The sequence below is a fragment of the Pantoea hericii genome (assembly GCF_014155795.1).
Lineage (GTDB): Bacteria > Pseudomonadota > Gammaproteobacteria > Enterobacterales > Enterobacteriaceae > Pantoea > Pantoea eucalypti.
In genome coordinates this window covers 240,424-259,971 of record NZ_SCKV01000001.1, presented here as the reverse complement: position 1 = coordinate 259,971, position 19,548 = coordinate 240,424, and the positions used below count along the sequence as shown (strand labels likewise).

The window sequence follows — 19,548 nt, the reverse complement described above, 5'->3', positions numbered from 1 at the left end:
ACACTCATTACGGCTATTGCGCGGCGGCGGTCAGCGGACGCTTTTTGCGCCGCAATTTATCCATCATCAGATAGACCACCGGCGTGGTGTAGAGTGTCAGCAACTGGCTCATCACCAGCCCGCCTGCAATGGTAATTCCCAGCGGTTGACGTAGTTCGGCACCGTCGCCGCTGCTCAGCACCAGTGGCAGCGCGCCAAACAATGCCGCCAGCGTGGTCATCATAATTGGCCGGAAGCGCAGCAGGCACGCCTGGAAAATCGCCTCTCGCGCACTCAGCTGGCCGTTACGCTCGGCCTCCAGCGCAAAATCGACCATCATGATGGCGTTCTTTTTCACGATGCCAATCAGCAGCAGAATACCGATCAGCGCAATCAGGCTAAAGGGCGTATCGAACAGTTCCAGCGCCAGCAACGCCCCGACACCCGCCGAGGGCAGGGTAGAGAGAATCGTCAGCGGATGCACATAGCTTTCGTAGAGGATGCCCAGCACGATATAGACCGCCGCAATGGCTGCCAGCATCAGCCAGAGCTGGCTGCTTTGCGACTGCTGAAACACCTGCGCCGTACCGGCAAAACTGCCGCGCACGCTGGAGGGCACACCAATCGCGGTCATGGTCCGTTCAATTGCTTCCGATGCCTGTGACAGCGACACACCCTCTGGCAGGTTAAAAGAGATCGTCGAGGCGGCTGACAGCCCTTCATGGTTCACCGACAGCGGCGCATTCGCCGGCTGCCAGTGGGCGAACCACGACAGCGGGATGGCTTTACCGTCGCTATTTATCACAAACATCTGTGAAAGAGCGCTGATATCCTGGGTGTAGCGCGGATCGACCTCCATCACCACTTTGTACTGATTAAGCGGCTGATAGATAGTGGAAATCTGACGCTGACCAAAAGCGTTATTCAGCAGGGCATTGGCCTGAGAGACATCAATGCCAAGCCGGGCCATGCTTTCACGATCGTAGGTCAGCGCCATTTCGCTGCCTTTATCCTGCTGATCGGAGTTCACGTCCGCCAGCTGCGGCAGCGCGGAGAACGCCTCGCGGATTTTCGGCTCCCACGTCCGCAGTGCGCCGAGATCGTCCGAGAGCAATGAATATTGATAAGCAGCATTCGATTCCCGCCCCCCTGCGCGCAGATCCTGCACCGCATTCAGATAGAGATTCGCCCCCGGCTCTTTCGCCAGCTTAGTGCGCAGCCGGGCGATTATTTCAAGGGCACTCTCTTTACGCTCCGACAGCGGCTTCAGCGAGATAAACATCGAGCCGCTGTTGGTCCGCATCCCACCGGTAAAGCCCACCACGCTGTCCACCGCCGGATCGGCCCCGACAATCTCCATAAAATCCTGCAGCTTGCTGCGCATCGCCTGAAAGGAAATGCTCTGATCGGCAGAGATAAAGCCGGAGAGTCGCCCGGTATCCTGTTCCGGCATAAAGGTTTTCGGGATATGAACGAATAGCCAGCCTGTCAGGGCGATGGTGGCGAAAAACAGCAGCAGCACCCAGCGTGCATGGTTCAGCACCACGTTAAGCGACCGACCGTAGCCTTGCTGAATCGCCATCAGTAGCCGGCCCACCCCGCGCTGACGTGGCTGGCTGCGCGGCGCGTGCGGCTTCAGCAGATAAGCGCACATCACCGGCGTCAGCGTGACCGAGATAAACAGCGAGATAAGAATCGACACCGACAGCGTAATGGAAAACTCAGAGAAGAAGCGGCCAATCAGCCCGCCAATCATCAGGAGCGGCAGGAACACCGCAATCAGCGACAGGCTCATCGACAGCACGGTAAAGCCGACTTCACGCACCCCTTTTAGCGCGGCAGCCAGCGGCTTCATGCCGGCTTCCACGTGACGGGCAATGTTCTCCAGCACCACAATCGCATCGTCCACCACAAAACCGGTAGCAATGGTCAGCGCCATCAGTGACAGATTATTCAGGCTGAAGCCGCACAGGTACATCGCGGCAAACGTGCCGATTAGCGAAACCGGCACGGCAACGGCCGGGATCAGCGTGGCGCGGCCCGAGCGCAGGAAAACAAACACCACCAGAATCACCAGCGCCACGGCGATAATCAGCGACTGCTCCACTTCATGCAGCGAGGCGCGAATAGTGGGCGAGCGATCCTGAGCAATCTCAAGATCGATGGCAGCAGGGATCACTTCATGCAACAGCGGCATTTCAGCGCGAATCCGATCGACCGTATCAATGACGTTCGCTTCAGGCGTTTTGCGGATCAGCAGCAGAACCGCAGGTTTACCCCGTGACATTCCGGCGTTGCGCACGTCCTGAACCGAATCCTCTACCGTCGCCACATCCGACAGCCTGACCGCCGCGCCGTTGTTGTAATGCACCACCAGCGGCTGATACTCCCGGGCAGTCTGCAGCGCGTCATTGGTTCGCAGTTGCCAGCGCTGCTGACCGTCATCCAGTGCGCCCTGCGGTCGTCGCTGATTGGCATTGGAGATAGCGGTGCGCACCGCATCCAGCGATACGCCCTGGTTAAACAGTGCCTGGGGATTCAGCGCCACGCGCACCGCAGGCAGCGAACTGCCGCCCACGGTGACATCGCCCACGCCTTCAATCTGTGACAGCTTCTGCGCCAGCTGGGTAGAGGCGTAGTCATAAAGCTGACCCGGATTGTAGGTATCTGAGGTCAGCGTCATGATCATGATCGGCGCATCAGAAGGGTTAACTTTCCGGTAGGTTGGACGCGACGGCATGCCGGTGGGCAGCAGGCTTTGCGCGGCGTTAATGGCGGCCTGCACGTCGCGCGCCGCGCCGTTAATGTCGCGATCAAAATCAAACACCAGAATGATGCGGGTGCTACCCAGCGAACTGGTGGAGGTCATTTCACTGACCCCCGCGATGCGTCCCAGCGAGCGTTCCAGCGGTGTAGCCACCGACGATGCCATGATTTCCGGTGAGGCGCCCGGCAGCGAGGCCGAGATGACGATGACCGGAAAATCGACCTGCGGCAGCGGTGCCACCGGTAGCAGACGGAAGCCCAGCATCCCGGCCAGGGCGATGGCCAGTGTCAGCAGGGTCGTGGCGACGGGCCGATGGATGAAGAGGGCAAAAAACTTCACTCTGCGGCCTCCGTACGGCCAAAGCGTCGGCGGGTAGCATGCGCCAGGCGGTCAAACAGCAGATAGATCACCGGTGTGGTGAACAGCGTCAGTACCTGACTCAGAATCAGGCCACCGACCATGGCGATTCCCAGCGGATGACGCAATTCGGCACCGACGCCGGTGCTGAGCATCAGCGGCAGCGCACCGAGAAGGGCTGCCAGTGTGGTCATCAGAATCGGACGGAAGCGCAACAGACAGGCCTGATAGATGGCATCTACCGGCTTCATGCCCTGTTCACGTTCGGCTGCCAGCGCAAAGTCGATCATCATGATGGCGTTCTTTTTCACGATGCCGATCAACAGGATGATGCCGATAATTGCCACGATATCCAGCTCATTGCCGCTGAGCATCAGCGCCAGCAGCGCGCCGACACCGGCAGTGGGCAGTGTTGAGAGAATCGTAATCGGGTGAATAAAGCTTTCATAGAGCACGCCCAGCACGATGTACATCGCCACGATGGCTGCCACAATCAGCCAGACGGTGCTGCTCAGCGCCGCCTCAAACGCCAGCGTACTGCCCTGGAACTGGGTCATCAGCTCCGCGGGCATGCCCAGCTGCGCTTCCGCCTGCGACACCGCCTTCACCGCATCTTCCAGCGAATAGCCATCAGCCACGTTGAAGGAGAAGGTCGCCGACGGGAACTGGTCCAGATGGTTAATGCTGAGCGGCGTGTGACGCTGTTCAATACGGGCGATGGCGCTCAGCGGAACGCTGCCGCCATCGCTGCTGTTAAGGCGAATCGCCTCCAGGCTCTCCAGCCCCGGTGTGGCGTTATTATCCTGCTCCAGCACCACACGATACTGATTTGCCTGGGTATAGATGGTGGAGATGAGTCGCTGCCCAAACGCGTTGTACAGCGCGTTATCGACATCGGCCATGCTGATACCGAGGCGGCTGGCGCTGTCGCGGTCAACGTTGACATAAGCTTCCAGCCCCTGATCCTGCCAGTCACTGCTGACGTCACGCAGCTGTGGCAGGGTACTGAGCCGGGTCAGCAGGGCCGGCACCCAGGTGCTAAGCGACGACAGGGAGCCGGACTGCAGCGTGAACTGGTACGGCGTGCGGCTCGCCTGGGTATCGATGGTGAGATCCTGCACCGCCTGCAGCCAGAGCTGCACGCCCGGCAGCTGACTGACCTGTTGTTGCAGGCGTTGCTGAATAGCCGGAATGCGGTCGTCGCGTTGATCCAGAGGTTTAAGGTTAATCTGCAGTCGCGCGCTGTTCAGTGAGGCATTGGTGCCATCGACGCCGACGAACGAGGTCATGCTCTCAACCGCCGGATCTTTCATGATGATGGAGGCAACGTCGCGGGTGCGCTCTGCCATGCTGGCGTAGGAGACCGACTGCGGTGCCTGCAGCGTACCCTGAATAATGCTGTTGTCCTGCTGCGGGAAAAAGCCTTTCGGGATCACCATCCACAGCAGCAGCGTCAGCACAAGGGTGCCAAGCGCGACCGACAATGTCAGCCAGGGGTGATTCAGCACCCGTTTCAGGCCACGGCCATAGGCGGCCACGATACGATCAAACATCGCCTCGCTGGCCCGTGAAAAGCGGTTCTGTTTACGCAGCGACTCTGCGCTCAGCATCCGGGCGCACATCATCGGCGTCAGGGTGAGTGACACTACTGCGGAAATCAGAATCGCTACGGCCAGCGTCACGGCAAATTCGCGGAACAGACGGCCAATTACGTCGCCCATAAACAGCAGTGGAATCAGTACCGCAATCAGCGAAAAGGTCAGGGAGATAATGGTAAAGCCGATCTCACCGGCACCTTTCAGCGCGGCGGTAAGCGGCTTTTCCCCTTTTTCGATATAGCGCGAGATGTTCTCAATCACCACAATGGCATCATCGACCACAAAACCCGTGGCAATGGTCAGCGCCATCAGCGTCAGGTTATTAATGGAAAAACCGAGAAAGTACATCGCCGCAAAGGTGCCGATCAGCGACAGCGGCACCGCCACCGCCGGGATCAGCGTGGCGGGCACGTTACGCAGGAACAGATAGATAATCATCACCACCAGCGCCATCGCCAGTATCAGCTCAAACTGCGTGTCGTTCACCGACGCGCGAATATTGGTGGTGCGGTCGGTGAGCAGTTTCACCTCTACCGATTTGGGCAGCGTTTCCGTCAGGGCGGGCAACATGGCACGGATATTATCTGCAGTGGCGATAATATTAGCGCCAGGCTGACGCTGGACATTAAGCACAATCGCCGCATCGCGATTGGCCCAGGCGCCAAGCCAGCTGTTTTCTGCTCCCTGTTCAATGGTCGCCACGTCACCAAGACGCACCGGCGCGCCATTTTTGTAGCTGATAATCAGCTGGCGATAATCTTCCGCGGATTTCATCTGGTCATTGGCTGACAGGGTAATAGAACGCGTCGGACCATCCAGACTGCCTTTGGCGGAGTTAACGTTGGCATTGCTGATGGCGGTTCGCACCGTTTCACTGGTCAGACCCAGCGCCGCCAGCGCCTGCGCATTCATTTTTACCCGCACTGCCGGGCGCTGACCGCCTGACAACGTCACCAGGCCGACACCGCTGACCTGCGAAATTTTCTGCGCGACCCGCGTTTCCACCATGTCCTGCACCTGCGTCAGCGGCATGCTGCGCGTCGTGACGGCCAGCGTCATGATGGGCGGATCGGCAGGGTTTACTTTGCTGTAGACCGGTGGATTGGGCAGGTCGTTGGGCAACAGATTAGTGGCGGAGTTAATGGCCGCCTGCACCTCCTGCTCGGCCACATCCAGCGGCAGCGTCAGCTGAAACTGCAGTGTTACCACCGAGGCACCGCCGGAGCTTTGCGATGCCATCTGTTTCAGCCCCGACATCTGACCAAACTGACGCTCTAGTGGGGCGGTAATGGAGGAGGTGACCACATCCGGGCTGGCACCAGGATAAAGCGTAACCACCTGGATGGTCGGATAATCGACTTCCGGCAGTGCCGAGACCGGCAGGAACCGGTAGCCCAGCACTCCGGCCAGCAAAATCGCAATCATCAACAGCGTGGTGGCGACCGGACGCAGAATAAACTGGCGTGACGGCCCGCCACTGTGATCGGGAGGCATGACCTGCATTACTCACGCTCTCCTTTTGACGGCAGGGCGGCGCGGGTGGCGCGCGGTGCGTTGCTCTGCGGCGCGACCACCTCGACTTTCGCGCCTTCGGTCAGACGATCCAGACCATCGGTCACGACCCGTTCACCGGCTTCCAGACCGGCGCTGACCACCACTTTCTGGCTATCCTGCAGGCCGGCAATCACGCTTTTCTTGCTGACCTTGTTGTCACTGTTGACCACCCAGACAAAGTGGCCTTCGTTGCCCATCTGTAATGCGGCAGGCGGAATCACAACGGCATTCTGCAAGGTGTTGACCTTGAGCCGAACATTGACGAACTGATTAGGGAAGAGGGCGTCATCCTGATTATCAAACCGCGCTTTGATTTTTATGGTGCCGGTCGTCACATCAATCTGGTTATCAAGGCTCAGCAGTTTGCCGCTGGCGATTAAATTCTCATTACTGCGATCCCAGGCCTCCACCAGCAGCGGCTGGCCGCTTTTCTGTGCCTTGAGAATGGAACTGATGCTGTTCTCCGCCAGGGTAAAGACCACATCAATCGGGTGCGTCTGGGTGATCACGACGATACCGGTGGTGTCGCCACTGGTGACGTAGTTGCCGACATCCACCTGTTTCAGGCCGACACGGCCGGCAATCGGTGCAGTGATTTTGCTGTAGGTCAGATTGAGCTGCGCACTGGCGACGCCGCCCTCATCCGCTTTCAGGGTGCCCAGCGTTTCATTCACCAGTGAGCGCTGGGTATCCAGCTCCTGCTGCGATACCAGCGACGTTTTTGCCAGCTTCTCGAAGCGCGCCAGGTCGCGACGGGCATTGGCCAGCGTCGCCTGATCTTTCGCCAGCTGGCCCTGAGCCTGGGTTAACGCCACCTGGTAAGGACGTGGGTCGACTTCTGCCAGCAGATCGCCCGCGTTGACCTGCTGGCCTTCGGTAAAGTGGATCGCCAGCAGATCGCCATTGACCCGGCTACGCACCGTGGCCGTGTTAGCCGCCGTGACGGTACCCAATCCGCTAAGGTATTGCGGCACGCTCTGGCTGGTAGCCGTCGCTGCCTGAACCGGGGCGAGTGGCCGACGAGCGCCGTCACCGCTGCCCTTGCCACCTCGAGGCCCGGGCGAGTCCGTCTGGCTGCTGCTCTGTGGCTGGGCAGTGCGCTGCCAGGCATAGTAGCCGCCAGCGGCCACAGCAATCAGGGCCAGTGCGATCAGTGTTTTCTTCATAACAGGGTGTCGGGTGCTCATGATTGTTGATGCTCTCCAGCAGTGACGTAGTCCCAGGCGCAGGCATCAAATGGGTAGCCTGCAAACGACAGAGTGTAGTCGCCTCTGACAGGCAAAATTTGAAGGAAATAAGGATATCTGTCAGGGCCGGGTAATTATGCCTGTTATTACATTAATCGCAGCACAATCGTCATAAAGGCGTGAAAACACTTTGCTATGCTGAGAAACAGGCAGTTTGTCAGGCAAATTAAGGAGCAGATAATGAGTCAGAATCAAACCCGGCAGTTGGGTGACAGTGGGATTACGGTGCCGTTACTGACGTTTGGCGGCAATGTGTTTGGCTGGACGGTGGATCAACCCACCTCGTTTTCTCTGCTGGATGGGCTGGTTGAACGAGGGCTGTGGTTCATCGATACCGCCGATGTCTACTCCCGCTGGGCGCCAGGCAATAAAGGCGGTGAATCCGAAACCATTATTGGAGAGTGGCTGAAGAAAAGCGGAAAACGTGACCAGATCGTGCTGGCAACCAAAGTTGGCATGGAAATGTCGCCTGAGAAGACCGGGCTGAAGCCGCAATATATCCGTCAGGCAGTCGAAGATTCACTTCGCCGCTTACAGACTGACTATATCGATCTCTATCAGGCACACCGCGACGATCAGGATACGCCGCTGACGGAAACGCTGAGCACCTTTGACAGCCTGATCCGTGAAGGTAAAGTGCGCGCCATTGGTGCCTCCAATTACAGCGCAGCGCGTCTGCAGGAGGCGTTGAAGGTGAGTGAATCGCAGGGGCTGGCGCGTTATGAAACGCTGCAACCGCAATATAACCTGTTTGACCGCCAGCCTTATGAGTCGGAACTGGAGCCCGTTGTCATGGCGCAGGGTTTAGGCGTGATCAACTACTACTCGCTTGCCAGCGGTTTTCTCAGTGGCAAATATCGTGATGCAGCAGATGCCGGTAAAAGCGCACGCGGGCAGGGCGTGGTGGAGAAATACCTTAACCCGCGCGGTCTGCGGATCCTGGATGCGCTGGATGCCATCAGTGAAGCCCATCAGGCGACGCCAGCTCAGGTGGCACTGGCATGGCTGATTGCCCGTCCTGGCATCACCGCCCCGATCGTCAGTGCGACGTCGATTAAACAACTCGACGATCTGGCTGGTGCGATGCAACTGACGCTGACCCCCGCGCAGATCGCGCAACTGAACCAGGCGAGCCGTTAAATTCAGGGGCGCCAGCGCCCCTTTTTACGGTATGCCTGTGCAGGAAGTAAGCCCGCCCAAAGAATAATCAATCAGAGATCCCGATCACACTTGCATTAATAAACGGATGTTACGGGAAATTATGCGCACGTATTTATAAAAAACAGCGTTTACCCAGCACTATCCTCTGCGCGTCACTTCCCGTAACTCACATAAGAATAAACAAGATGAAAAACAGAAAAGCACCCACCTTTTCCGCTGCCAGTATGGCAACGGGCACCCTGATCCTGGCCATTTTTTCTTCACAAGCCATGGCTGCTGACGCGCTGAGTCCGGACTCCGAATGGATGTTTGGTGACTGGGGCGGCTACCGAACGCAATTGCAGGATGACGGCATCAAGTTTGACGTCAACTACACCATGGAGAGCGCCGCAAATTTAGGGGGTGGCGCAAATACCAACACCACCATGCGCTACAGCGACCAGTGGACGTTCGGTACCAATTTCGACCTGCAAAAGCTGCTGGACTGGCAGGATGCCGAATTTCAGATGACCGTGACGAATCGTAACGGACAGAATGTTTCTGAGCAGGTCGCGGATCAACGCACCGGGATGCTCTCCTCCGTGCAGGAGGTGTATGGTCGCGGCCAGACCTGGCGTCTGACACAGTTCTGGTTACGCAAAGGATTGTTTAACGATGTGGTCGATCTGAAAGCCGGACGCGTGACGGTGGGTGAAGACTTCGATAATTTCGATGGCAACCTGTTCCAGAACCTGGCACTGGGCAGCGGACAGGCAGGTAACTGGCGCGGCGACCGCTGGTTCAACTGGCCGGTATCGCAGTGGGGCGGTCGGATTAAGTTCAATATCACCCCGGAGGTCTTCTTCCAGGTTGGTTTCTACGATCAGAACCGAGCTAACTATGATCGTGGAGATGGCTTCCGTCTGGATACCAGCAATTCCGAGGGCAATCTGGTGCCGGTGGAACTGGGCTGGAAACCGACGTTCGGGCCGGAGAAATTACCGGGTAACTACCGCATCGGTTATTACTATTCGTCGGTGGATGGCGATGTTTATGGCAGCTGGCGCAATGGCGGCTATCAGGATCAGGCGCATGCCTATGGCGGCTATCTGCTGTTACAGCAACAGCTGACCGCGCAGGATGGCGATGTGAATCGTGGTCTGGGCGTGCGGGTTCAGGCGGTGATGAACGATCACAAGACCTCGAAGACGGATAACTACCAGTCTATCGCGTTTACCTGGACAGGACCGTTTGATGCCCGTCCTCAGGATGAGATCGGCGTGGGCGCGTCGCGTATTCATGTGAACAGCGACTACACCCGCGCTCTGCGTCAGCAGAATCAGGCGAATGGCGAGAGCCGCTTTGACAGCCCGACTTATCTGCCGATTCAGGAAGGTTCAGAGTACAACTATGAGGTTTATTACAACGCCAAAGTGACGAACTGGATGTCACTGCGACCAAACCTGCAGTATGTGGTGGCGCCAGGCGCGGTAAGCGAAGTGAAGGATGCGTTTATCGGCGGTATCAGCGCCAATATTGCCTTCTGATTTACAGCCCAAAAGGGCTCAGATGTATCAGGCAGACTGCTCCCAAACGTAAAGCGATGGGAGCGTGCTCATCGTTGTCTGCAAACAAAAACGATAAGCAGTTGCCGTTTGAGATTGATGACGAAGTTTGGCTCGGTTAGCTGTGAGATCGAGCCAGTGCAGTAAACACGGTCAGATCGGAAAGTCGCTTACACCAATCCCTAGCACGCTCGGCCCGCGCCGTCCATGGCGCGGGACGCTTTCCTCCTCTGACCGTGTTCCCTGCTTGTTGAGTTATTCCGTCGCTGCCAGTTACACCATGATTTGAATTTGTCAGCAGTCTGAAAGGGCACTTAAAGGTGCTTTTTTTTACATAGCAGGGCTGCCAAAGATCAACGGAACATCACTTCTGCCCAGCGGGCCAGCCCGGCGGTGACGGAGGCGAAATCATCGCCGCCCGCAATCGGCGTATCCGGCAGCGTCTGCTGCAGTGCCGCGCGCAGTAACGGTGAACGCGCACTGCCGCCGGTCAGGTAGATGACATCCGGTTTAATCTGGCTGGTGGCTAAGGCCAGCTGCACCTGCTCCAGAATTTTCTCCAGCGGCTGACTGATGGCGTCCTGCAACTGCTCCACACCAATTTCTGTCTCTAAGGCCGCGGCAATAAAGTCGAGAGAGGCGGTATGCGCCGGGCTGGCTGACAGCGCAATCTTGCTCTCTTCCGCTGCCCGCACCAGGCGATAACTGAGTTTTTGCTGCCACACTTTCAGCAGGCGAGCCACCACATCACCCTGTTCAGCATCCCGCACTAAATCCCGCAGCCACTTTCCGCAGGCCGGGCTGTAGAAGTCGCTCTGTGCCGGCACATCATTTATCGCGATGGCGTTCCACCACGGCAGGGCTGGCAAGGCGGTGCCTTTCTGGGTATTACCACCCAGGCCAAGTAGCGGCATCAGGGTCTTAAACGTCAGCATGATATCCAGGTCGTTACCGCCAACGCGGCAACCGCTATGGCCCAACAGGCTTTCGCGGCGGTCGGCCTTATCACGCCACTTTGGCCCCATCAGCAACATCGAGCAGTCGGTGGTTCCGCCGCCGATATCCACAACCAGCACGGTTGTTTCCTGTTTGAGTGTGGCTTCGAAATCGAGTCCGGCTGCCACCGGTTCAAACTGAAATTCCACGTCGCGGAAACCGGCACGGTGTGCTGCGCGAAGCAGAATGCCTTCAGCCTGCTGGTTAGACTCTTCACTGCCTAAGCCCTGGAAGTTGACCGGACGCCCGATCACAGCCTGATCGATAGCGTGATCAAGCTGGCTTTCGCCCTTTTGGCGGATGTGCAGCATCATAGCGCAGACCAGATCTTCAAACAGAGCAATCTGCTGCGGCTTCAGGCCAGTGGCACCGAGAAAGGATTTGGGGGATTTAACGAACCAGACATCTTCGGGATCGACCATATAGTGCTGCAGCGCGGTAAGGCCAAACTGCACACTGTTGGGCTGAACCTCAATATCTTCTTCGCGGTTATAACGCAGGGCGCGCTGCAACAACGCGGTGGTTTCGCTATCAGGTGTTGCCACCTGATGATGGCGATAGAGCCATTCGCTGATCGACTCGCGGGTAGGCGCACAGATCATCGACGGCAGCAGGCGCTGATCATTTTCCAGCGTTAACAGACGTGGCGTGCCATTTTCGCTGACTGCAATTGAGCAGTTAGCCGTACCGTAATCGAATCCTATGAACATTTTCGCCCCCATGCCGGAAAAAAGGGGGCGACTTTAGCGCAGCTTCATCAGTGTAGCAAGCAGGTCGCGCTGGAATTAACGGATAGCGAAGATTCGATCTTCGGCCAGTGCGCGTAATGGCTGCCGCTCGGCCACGGCACTGCCCCAGACGCCATCCACATCAAGGGTAGCCAGCGTGCTGAGCACAGCAGGGACCGAAACCGGACCGGCCAGCACCGCGATGTTACGCTGCGTTGCCTGGCCCTGAATAATGGTCAGCAGCATCTCATCCATCAGATTATTGTGAACGTTAGCAACCAGTTCAGGTGCCAGTACCAGGTAATCAACTACCTCGTTACTCAGCAGAGTAAACGCGTCCAGATTTCGGCCAAAATGTTGCAATACGATACGGCAGCCACACTGCCGCAGTTGCAGCAGTGCGGAATAGAGCTGATCGCCTTTGCTCAACACGCTGGCCGCAGGGAAAGCGAAACCACAGTGGCTTTCAGAGAGACCGGCCGCGACAAAGCGCTGACAGAGTTGCTCCACAAAGGCGGCATCACTGAGTATCCCGGCATCAAGCGGCAAAATCACCGGAATGCCTTTCTGATTGAGCTTTTCCACGTCGTGGCGGAAAAAAACCGCAAGAATATTGTTATCGAGACGACGTCGCAGCGTCTCATCGTGCAGGTTATTGCGCAGCAACGTCTCATCCAGCAGTAATCCATCTGCGGTTAACAGCTGTACATCAAGCAGCCAGATAAAGGCGGCCTGCGGGGTTTTGGGTGGCGCAACAGGCCAGGCGGGCAGTTCAATCTGCAGCGCATCAATCATCGCGGCATCCATTCCCTGATGGTTACCCGGCAGCGGTAAGCTATGCTGCTCATAAATCATCAGTCGTCCACGCCCACTGCGTTTGGCGTTGTAACAGGCGATATCCGCCTGAGAAAGGACGTCGCTGCTCTGACAGTTTTCTGCTGAAATTTGTGTCACTCCCGCACTGGCGCCCACATGATAGAGGCGACCCAGCCACTGGAAGCGGTAATCGTTGACTGCAGCGACGATGCGCTGCACCACGTCATGTGCCTGACCCACATCGCAATCAGGCATCAGAAGCGCAAACTCATCGCCGCCCAGTCGGGCCAGGAAGTCGCTGCTGCGCAGATGGTGCTGCATCAGATCGGAGAGCTCGCGCAGCAATGCATCGCCTGCAGCATGCCCTGCGGTGTCATTGACCGCTTTAAACTTATCCAGGTCGATAAACACCAGCACATGCTGATGCTGATGTTCAGCGGCATCAAACAGCAGACGTTTAAGCTGAAGCTCAAAGCTGGCGCGGTTAGGCAGGCGGGTCAGGGTGTCGTGGAGGGCGCTGTAACTCAGGCGCTTCATCAGTTTACGTGATTCACTCACATCCTGAATAACCATGACGGCACCCTGTTCCACGCCCGCTTCTGAACGCAGTGGCGTGATGCTGTAATGAATATCGATGTGGCCGCCATCCGGGGTGTGGAGCACCAGATCTTCAGCCAGACTGGGGGTGATTTTTTCCGGTGGCAACTGGCACAACAGCAGATTCTCCACTTTCGGGCCGTTACGTCCCTGAGTTATGTGCAGCAGCTCACTGAGCGGCTGCCCGGCAGCCTGCTCCTGTGACAAGCCACTCATCTTCTCCGCCACCGGATTCATAAAGGCGACACGCATCTCTTTGTCCGTGCTGATAACCGCTTCGCCAATTGAGTCCAGGGTTATCGCCATGCGCTCTTTCTCCTGAAACAGCGCTTCGTTCAGATTACGAAGCGGGGTGATGTCCTGGCAGATCCCCAGCATGCGCTCAATGCGGCCCTCTTTACTCAGTAAACGGTTTGCCTGGGTGCGCACCCAGCGCTGGCCCTCGGCATTAACCACGCGATACTCCATGTGAAAAGCACTGCGCAGCTCAATCGCCTGTTGCACCGTCAGCGCAGCATACTCCCGATCTGCGGTATGCAGCAGATGGATCCAGAGGTCATAGCTGGGCGACTCATGAGAGGCGAGACCAAACAGGGCATACATGCGCTTGTCCCATAACATTTCACCGGTCAGCAGGTTCCACTCCCACACGCCAATGCCACCGGCTTCGTTGGCCAGCGTGATGCGCTCCATCAGCCGGCGATTCACCTGCTCACTCTGCTTCAGCTCAGAGATATCAATAATTTGCGCGATAAAATAGAGCGGTTCCTGGCTGCCATCGCGCACCAGCGATACCGTGAGGCGTGCCCAGACAATCTCACCATCTTTACGAAAATAGCGCTTCTCAAACGTGTACGTATCAATCTCACCTTCCAGCAATCGGCTGGTATGTTGCAGATCAAGGCTCAGATCATCGGGATGCGTAATTTGCTGGAATGTCAGGCGTTTGAGCTCTTCGGCCGGATAGCCAAGGATATCGCACAGCGAGCGGTTAACCTGCAGCCATTTACCCTGAGGCGCCACCAGCGCCATACCGATTGCAGAGTATTCCATGGCGTGACGGAAGCGGGTTTCGCTGTCGGTGATGTGGAGTTTTTCACGCCGGAACGCATCCATCACCAGCGACATAATGTGGCTGGGGATCAACACCAGAAGGAAAGGTAACCAGCTGGAGACCGGGCCCAGCGCGCTGTTGTTGTTTACTACGCTGACCGCATCCAAAGCCAGCAGCATCGAGATAAAACTGGCGTTGATGAAGAACAGCACAAACGCCTGCAGCTTGGGCAGGCGCACCGCGCACCAGAACAGGATTACGACAATAAAGGTAAAGGGCCAGGGCAGAAAACGCAGCGACAGATAACTGGCACCCAGGGTCAGGAGCAGCGTCATCAACGTTTCTGGCAACTGCCTGCCCAGCTCGCTGAACTGGGCCCGTCGCAGCGGCCAGGGCAGCAGCAGCAGCATCGGGCCTAACACCAGCATGCCGATGATTTCTGAGATCACCCATGTATAGAAGAAGGGAAACGAAGCATGGCCGCTGACCTGCAGCGTCCATAGCGCCAGCAGTCCGCCCAGAACCGGTGTCACGATACCCACCGATAACACCATCCGGGCCCAGTCATGCAGAGAGTTCAGTGGCGCGCGCCGATCCAGCAGCGCGCGCAGCAGCATGCCACCGACACTGGCCTGAATAAGGTTTAACAGGGCGAATTTAATGTTTGAAAAGGCGGGCCCGATGATGATGGCGTTGGCCGCGGCGGTGCCCAGCACACAGGCAGTCAGCAGCAGGGGTAGCTGTCGTGACGGACAGCGGAAAACCACCACAGTCATTAATGTCGTCGGGAACCAGAGCGGGGAGATTTTCCCGCTGACCACGATCAGTTCAAGACAGAACAGTGTCAGGACAAACACTATACAGCCAAGGAACAGCGCCGAAAGCCAGCAGTTTGGCGTGCTCTTTTGCGGGGACAGGATCTCTATCGTCATGCGGACTTCCGTCAGGGTGCAACGCTCCGCTACGGCGAATCAGGCACCAGTCATTCTCTGACTGCATGCTAGCACATTCGGCAAAGAAAAAAGGGGTGAAATCAATATTGCCCGTTATTCGGTGAATTGACGGGCACAGAGAAATTGATGACCAGCGTATTGATTACTGGCGGAAAAGATCGGCGCGGGTATAGGGCTTCTCCAGCCCCGCGAGGCTGGCTGAGAAGCGTTCCAGAAACTGTTGCGTCGTGGCGACACGGCCATGACCCATTAATAGAAACGGCACTAACAGTGCAGCACCGATCTGTGGCCAGCTAAAGCCTTTGAGCGCGGTGCGGCGCTGAGAGATCAGAAACGCGGTACTCAACGTGAAGCCCAGCAGCAAACCGGTGGCAACCTCACTTTTCGAGTGAGCGTGGATGATCAGACGCGAGAACCCAACCATCAGAGGAATCAGGTAACCCACGCCAATCGCGGCAATGCGCCATTTTGCTGACCAGCGTCCGGAAATCAGCCACAGCATCACTGGCCACAGGGTAGCGGACATCGCGCTGTGACCGCTGAAGCCGGTAAAATTAAAGCGGGCACTGCCGATGCCAAACCCGAGAAACAGAATCTTTGAGATGCTGACTGTCAGGCCAGCCAGGCCAAAGGCCACAATCCAGTAAAAGACCGTAAGGCGGTTATCACTTTTCCACGGCAAAATCAGCGCAATAATCACCGCTGTCGGAATCAACAGCATGCTGTCGCCAAAATAGGTCAAAGTCTTCCAGTGCATACCACTCCTGATGCATCATTTGGTCGTCATGTTAACGACACGCGTTCAGACAACAGCGTGCCGCACAGGCCATTTTTTTATAATATGGTGTGCTGCTAGTTTATCGGTGAAATGAGTGGCGTCCAAAGGAGAAAGTCTGAAAAGACGCCGGTGCCATTTTTCTGGCATCAAAAGGCCGAAATCCCTATACTTAGCGCGAACACACCCTCTCCATTTCGGCCCGTCCGCTGCCCGCGTAATGTGTGACCAGTGGCAGGCTCCAGTTATCAGGTCTTAAAAAAGTATGACTGACAAGTCTCATCAGTGCGTGATTGTAGGCATTGCCGGCGCTTCCGCATCCGGTAAAAGTTTAATTGCCAGCACGCTCTATCGTGAAATCCGTGATCAGGTAGGTGACGAGCATATCGGGGTTATCCCGGAAGATGCTTATTACAAAGATCAAAGTCACCTCACCATGGAAGAGAGGGTTAAAACCAATTATGACCATCCGAGTGCGATGGATCATGATTTGCTGTTGCAGCATCTGCAGGCGGTAAAAGCCGGGCAGGACATTGAGCTGCCGGTCTACAGCTACGTTGAGCACACCCGCACTCAGCAAACGCAGCACCTGAAAGCGAAAAAGGTCATTATTCTTGAAGGCATTCTGCTGTTAACCGATGCCCGTCTGCGCCAGGAACTTAACTTTTCTATCTTCGTCGACACGCCGCTTGATATCTGTCTGATGCGCCGTATGAAACGTGACGTCAATGAGCGCGGCCGCTCAATGGATTCGGTAATGAGTCAGTATCAGAAGACCGTACGTCCGATGTTTCTGCAGTTTATCGAGCCATCAAAACAGTACGCCGATATCATTGTGCCGCGCGGCGGAAAAAACCGTATCGCCATTGATATCCTGAAGGCGAAAATTAACCAGTTTTTTGAATAACCCACGTCCATCCGGACGGGTGCAGACCGGTGGCAGGCACGCTGTCACCGGTTCGCTACACTTATGCCATGGAGTTTCCGCAATGAGATTATGCGATCGCGATATTGAAGCCTGGCTGGACAATGGCAAACTGGCCATTGAGCCACGCCCGCCTGTCGAGCGCATTAATGGGGCAACCGTCGATGTGCGCCTGGGGAATCAGTTCCGCACCTTCAGCGGCCATACCGCGGCCTTTATCGACCTGAGTGGCCCGAAACAGGAAGTAAGCGCGGCACTGGATCGGGTCATGAGCGATGAGATCGTGTTGCCTGATGGTGAAGCCTTTTTCCTCCATCCGGGTGAGCTGGCGCTGGCGGTAACGCTGGAATCCGTGACGCTGCCTGACGACCTGGTCGGCTGGCTGGATGGCCGTTCATCACTGGCGCGCCTCGGGCTGATGGTGCATGTGACGGCGCACCGCATTGATCCAGGCTGGCAGGGTCGTATCGTGCTGGAGTTCTACAATTCAGGTAAACTGCCACTGGCTCTGCGTCCGGGTATGTTAATCGGCGCGCTGAGTTTTGAACCGCTTTCAGGCCCGGCTGCGCGTCCTTATAACCGACGTGAAGATGCTAAATATCGGGGTCAGCAGGGCGCTGATGCCAGCCGTATCGATAAAGACTGATCTGAGGATGTAATGAAAAGAGTGATAACCACGCTGGCCATCCTGTTAGTGGTGGTCGTAACGGGATTGAGCGCGCTGGTGCTGCTGGTCAATCCCAACGACTTCCGTACCTATATGGTGCAACAGGTTGAACAACGCAGTGGTTATCGCCTTGAGGTCAGTAACGATTTGCGCTGGCACGTCTGGCCTCAGCTCAGCATCCTGGCTGGGCGGATGAGCCTCACCGCGCCGGGGGCGACTCAGCCGCTGGTCTCAGCGGAGAACATGCGTCTCGATGTTGATCTCTGGCCTCTTTTATCCCATCAGCTCAGCGTCAGTCAGGTGTTGCTGAAAAATGCGATAGTGCGGGTAACGCCCGACAGTAGCGCGCAGCCTGCCAGAAATGCCCCTCAGGGTCCGCGTGATGCGGAGCCTGCCTCGCCATCCACCGGCTGGTCATTTGATATCGCTAAACTGCGGGTAGCCGACAGTCTGCTGATCTGGCAACAGCCAGGCGGCGACGAATATAATTTCCGCGACCTCAACATTACGATGGATCAGGACGCGAACAAGCTGGCGACACTCTCTCTGAGCACGACGCTGATGCGCAACCAGCGCAACGCCGCGCTGAATCTCAAAGGCCAGCTGGATGCTGCGCAATATCCGCACCGTCTTACCGGCCAGCTGCAGCAGCTCGATTACACCTTATCGGGCGCCGACATTCCGTCTCAGGGGATTAAAGGGTCGTTAAGCCTGCAAGGCGAATGGAATGGTGACCGGCAGCAGTTCTCCTTTAGTGGTCTGCAGCTCACCGCAAATGACAGTACCCTGACCGGGCAGGGCAGTGGTCATGTGGTGCCGCCACAGCAGCTGGCGCTGGATCTGAAAGCCAGCAACCTGAATCTCGATAATTTACTCACCAGTGCGCCCGTTTCTGAAGCGCCTGGCGCGCAGCACGCCACCGTGGCCCGTTCGCCGGTGATTGCTGCGCCGCGTGAACGCACCAATGCGGACTCTCCTCTCAACGACATGGATCTGGCGCTAAAACTTCAGGCGAATAATGCGGTATGGCGCGGCCTCTCGCTGACTGATTTTACGTTAAATGCCCGCAATCAGCAGGGACTCATGACGCTGAACACCCTCAGCGGCAAGCTGGGTAATGGCAGCTTCTCGATTCCCGGCAGCATCGACATTCGTCATCCAGAGACACGGGTCAGCCTGAAACCGCAACTCCGGTTTATTCAAATCCAGCCGTTGCTGAAAGCGTTTGCACTACCGGAAAGTCTGCAGGGCAACCTGAGTCTTGACGGGGAGCTGTCCGGCGATACGCTGACAGTCGAGGCGGCAAAGCGCAGCTGGCAGGGCAGGGCGACGATCAGTGCCAGCAACCTGAAGCTGGCACAGCTTAATCTCCAGCAAATGGTGCAGCGTGCTGTGGCTCGGGTCAGCGATAAGGTCAGCAGCCAGGATGCCGTAGAAGAGGGTATTGAGTCGATCAGCGGGCAGGTGGCGCTGAATAAAGGTGTACTCAGCTTCAGTGATCTCAATGGTAACGGTCAGAATCTGGGATTACAGGGCGCGGGCAAAGTCGACATGGTGCAGCAACAGCTGGATGTGACGCTGGGACTGAAAATCAGCGGCTGGCGTGGCGATGATGCGCTGGTAAAGGCACTTTCCAGTCAGCCTATCCCACTGCGTATGTATGGCGGCTGGAACAGCCTGCAATATTCCCTGCCAGTGGATGATGTTCTTCGTAACCGTCTGCAGAGTGAGGCCAGGTCACGTCTGAATCAGTGGATTGATCGCCAGAAAGAGGGCGAGAACAAAGAGAATCTGAAGAAAATCATGCGTCCCTAGCGGGCGCATTCCCTG

Annotated in this window: 11 protein-coding genes; 5 read left to right on the top strand and 6 right to left on the bottom strand. The window is 56.9% G+C overall.

Annotated features, from left to right (window positions below; genetic code table 11):
• Positions 1-13 precede the first annotated feature (13 nt).
• From mdtC to H7K52_RS01150, 3 genes are read right to left on the bottom strand one after another with little or no spacing between them, the layout of a single operon-like run.
• Positions 14-3,085, bottom strand: coding sequence for a multidrug efflux RND transporter permease subunit MdtC (gene mdtC, locus H7K52_RS01160; RefSeq protein WP_004571271.1), 3,072 nt, complete (start codon positions 3,083-3,085; stop codon positions 14-16).
• Positions 3,082-6,204 (bottom strand): MdtB/MuxB family multidrug efflux RND transporter permease subunit, encoded by a 3,123-nt coding sequence (locus tag H7K52_RS01155; RefSeq protein WP_078804578.1) that lies wholly within the window; start codon positions 6,202-6,204, stop codon positions 3,082-3,084. Before H7K52_RS01155 ends, mdtC begins: the two co-directional genes overlap by 4 nt.
• Positions 6,204-7,442 carry an MdtA/MuxA family multidrug efflux RND transporter periplasmic adaptor subunit gene (locus H7K52_RS01150; RefSeq protein ID WP_182629541.1) on the bottom strand — a complete coding sequence of 413 codons (1,239 nt, stop codon included), beginning with the start codon at positions 7,440-7,442 and terminating at the stop codon, positions 6,204-6,206. The genes H7K52_RS01155 and H7K52_RS01150 overlap by 1 nt, the downstream gene beginning before the upstream one ends.
• 240 nt (positions 7,443-7,682) lie before the next feature.
• On the opposite strand from H7K52_RS01150, the gene H7K52_RS01145 reads away from it, so the two are divergent.
• Both H7K52_RS01145 and H7K52_RS01140 read left to right on the top strand, forming a co-directional pair.
• Complete coding sequence (locus tag H7K52_RS01145; protein ID WP_004571274.1) at positions 7,683-8,642, top strand: aldo/keto reductase; 960 nt, start codon at positions 7,683-7,685, stop codon at positions 8,640-8,642.
• Between the two features lie 206 nt (positions 8,643-8,848).
• Positions 8,849-10,189, top strand: a complete 1,341-nt coding sequence (locus H7K52_RS01140; RefSeq protein ID WP_182629540.1) for a carbohydrate porin — start codon at positions 8,849-8,851, stop codon at positions 10,187-10,189.
• Positions 10,190-10,560: 371 nt separating this feature from the next.
• Here the strand turns inward: H7K52_RS01140 and yegD are convergent, their stop codons facing one another.
• The 3 genes from yegD to H7K52_RS01125 all read right to left on the bottom strand — a co-directional run bounded on the left by yegD (position 10,561) and on the right by H7K52_RS01125 (position 16,108).
• Positions 10,561-11,913 (bottom strand): molecular chaperone, encoded by a 1,353-nt coding sequence (gene yegD / locus H7K52_RS01135; RefSeq protein ID WP_182629539.1) that lies wholly within the window; start codon positions 11,911-11,913, stop codon positions 10,561-10,563.
• A 75-nt stretch (positions 11,914-11,988) separates the two neighbouring features.
• Positions 11,989-15,330, bottom strand: coding sequence for a diguanylate cyclase (locus H7K52_RS01130; RefSeq protein WP_182629538.1), 3,342 nt, complete (start codon positions 15,328-15,330; stop codon positions 11,989-11,991).
• Positions 15,331-15,493: 163 nt separating this feature from the next.
• Positions 15,494-16,108: a phosphatase PAP2 family protein gene (locus H7K52_RS01125; RefSeq protein ID WP_008926091.1), complete on the bottom strand. Its 615-nt coding sequence runs from the start codon at positions 16,106-16,108 to the stop codon at positions 15,494-15,496.
• Positions 16,109-16,391: 283 nt separating this feature from the next.
• Here H7K52_RS01125 and udk point away from each other — a divergent pair, with 283 nt between their 5' ends.
• The 3 genes from udk to asmA all read left to right on the top strand — a co-directional run bounded on the left by udk (position 16,392) and on the right by asmA (position 19,533).
• Positions 16,392-17,033 carry a uridine kinase gene (gene udk / locus H7K52_RS01120; RefSeq protein WP_004571279.1) on the top strand — a complete coding sequence of 214 codons (642 nt, stop codon included), beginning with the start codon at positions 16,392-16,394 and terminating at the stop codon, positions 17,031-17,033.
• An 82-nt stretch (positions 17,034-17,115) separates the two neighbouring features.
• Positions 17,116-17,697, top strand: a complete 582-nt coding sequence (gene dcd / locus H7K52_RS01115; protein WP_004571280.1) for a dCTP deaminase — start codon at positions 17,116-17,118, stop codon at positions 17,695-17,697.
• A gap of 12 nt (positions 17,698-17,709) precedes the next feature.
• On the top strand, positions 17,710-19,533 hold the full coding sequence (gene asmA / locus H7K52_RS01110) for an outer membrane assembly protein AsmA (protein ID WP_154926628.1): 1,824 nt from the start codon (positions 17,710-17,712) through the stop codon (positions 19,531-19,533).
• The last annotated feature ends 15 nt before the right edge of the window (positions 19,534-19,548 follow it).

Coding starts and splice junctions, on each gene's coding strand:
- H7K52_RS01155 (WP_078804578.1), bottom strand. CDS start 6,204: ATGCAGGTCATGCCTCCCGATCACAGTGGCGGGCCGTCACGCCAGTTT.
- H7K52_RS01150 (WP_182629541.1), bottom strand. CDS start 7,442: ATGAGCACCCGACACCCTGTTATGAAGAAAACACTGATCGCACTGGCC.
- H7K52_RS01145 (WP_004571274.1), top strand. CDS start 7,683: ATGAGTCAGAATCAAACCCGGCAGTTGGGTGACAGTGGGATTACGGTG.
- H7K52_RS01140 (WP_182629540.1), top strand. CDS start 8,849: ATGAAAAACAGAAAAGCACCCACCTTTTCCGCTGCCAGTATGGCAACG.
- yegD (WP_182629539.1), bottom strand. CDS start 11,913: ATGTTCATAGGATTCGATTACGGTACGGCTAACTGCTCAATTGCAGTC.
- H7K52_RS01130 (WP_182629538.1), bottom strand. CDS start 15,330: ATGACGATAGAGATCCTGTCCCCGCAAAAGAGCACGCCAAACTGCTGG.
- H7K52_RS01125 (WP_008926091.1), bottom strand. CDS start 16,108: ATGCACTGGAAGACTTTGACCTATTTTGGCGACAGCATGCTGTTGATT.
- udk (WP_004571279.1), top strand. CDS start 16,392: ATGACTGACAAGTCTCATCAGTGCGTGATTGTAGGCATTGCCGGCGCT.
- dcd (WP_004571280.1), top strand. CDS start 17,116: ATGAGATTATGCGATCGCGATATTGAAGCCTGGCTGGACAATGGCAAA.
- asmA (WP_154926628.1), top strand. CDS start 17,710: ATGAAAAGAGTGATAACCACGCTGGCCATCCTGTTAGTGGTGGTCGTA.